The sequence below is a fragment of the Mesorhizobium sp. M7A.F.Ca.US.006.04.2.1 genome, from assembly GCF_004022915.1.
GTDB lineage: Bacteria > Pseudomonadota > Alphaproteobacteria > Rhizobiales > Rhizobiaceae > Mesorhizobium > Mesorhizobium ciceri.
Genome location: NZ_RZQA01001272.1, coordinates 1 through 1,223, shown reverse-complemented (window position 1 = coordinate 1,223; position 1,223 = coordinate 1). Strand labels below are relative to the sequence as shown.

2 pseudogenes are annotated in these 1,223 nt (G+C 62.4%); one reads left to right on the top strand and one right to left on the bottom strand.

Annotation, left to right across the window (positions count from 1 at the left end):
- Positions 1–765 (top strand): annotated as a pseudogene (locus EN925_RS36545) (MFS transporter); the annotation flags it as partial.
- 3 nt (positions 766–768) lie between these two features.
- Here EN925_RS36545 and EN925_RS36540 read toward each other — a convergent pair.
- A pseudogene (locus tag EN925_RS36540) lies at positions 769–1,223 on the bottom strand (NAD(P)/FAD-dependent oxidoreductase); the annotation flags it as partial.

Genomic DNA, 1,223 nt, shown 5'->3' with positions numbered 1-1,223 from the left:
TCGCTTGAAGTCATCGGCGTTCTCTGCGGTTCGGCGATTTTCTGGAGCGCTTTTGCCTTGCGGCTCATGCGCGCCGCCGAGCCGCTCATCTCACTCGAAGTGCTTGGCAATCCAATCGTTCTGGCGGGCACGCTTTCGATGTTCCTGCGTCAGGCCGCAAGCGTCGGCATGGCTGTGTAACTGCCCGTCTATCTTCAGGCGGTGCTCGGCTTGTCGGCAGCGGAGTCGGGCATGGCGATGCTTGGGCTTCTGCTGGGGACCGTCGGCGGCGCGGCATTCAGCGGGCGTATGATCCCGCATTTCACCCACTACAAGCGCATTGCGATGGTGGGCGTCGTCTTCAGCATGCTGTGCCTCTGCCTGCTGGCCGTCGTCGCAGGATATGCAACGCTGCTGGAGGTCGAGGTCTTGACGATTTGCATCGGGTTTGGAACCGGAACGACGTTTCCGGTCACCACCGTGTCGGTCCAGAACGCCGTCGATCGCGTGCATCTCGGCGTCGCGACGGGCGTGCTGACATTCCTGCGTTCGCTTGGCAGTGCGCTTGGGGTCGCCATGCTCGGCGCGGTCGCTCTGGGCTACGGCTTGCCGCTTGCCGGTGAAGGCGTGCGGATCGCTGGCCATAGCGCGACGGTCGAGCCGTTCGTGATGATCTTTGCCGTCGCCGCCGCTACATTGCTGCTGGGGCTGATCACGCTGACGCTGATGCCCGAAAAGGAGCTTCGCGGCTACGCCGACAATGCGGCGCCGATGCTGGCCGAGTAAAGTTCAGCCGGAGACGCCGAGCTTCTTCTGCAGGCTGGTCGATGAGGTCGTGTACTGGAAAACGATGCGCTCGCCGGGGCTGATGATGCGCTTGGCGGCCTGCGCCATCAGCGCCACTTCGTGGAAACCCGACAGGATCAGCTTCAGCTTGCCCGGATACCAGTTGATGTCACCGACCGCGAAGATGCCGGGCACCGATGTCTGGAATTTTTCGGTATCGACCGGAATGAGGTTCTCGTGAAGGTTGAGACCCCACTCCGCGATCGGTCCGAGCTTCATGGTCAGGCCGAAGAACGGCAGCATGCGCGTGCAAGGCACCTCGACGTCGCCATCCGGTCCCTTGATGGTGGCCGATGACAACTGGCCGTCGGCACCGGTCAATCCGGTCACCTGGCCGACCTGGAATTCGAGCTGCTTCATCTCCTGCATGGCATACATCTTGTTGACGCTGTCGGGAG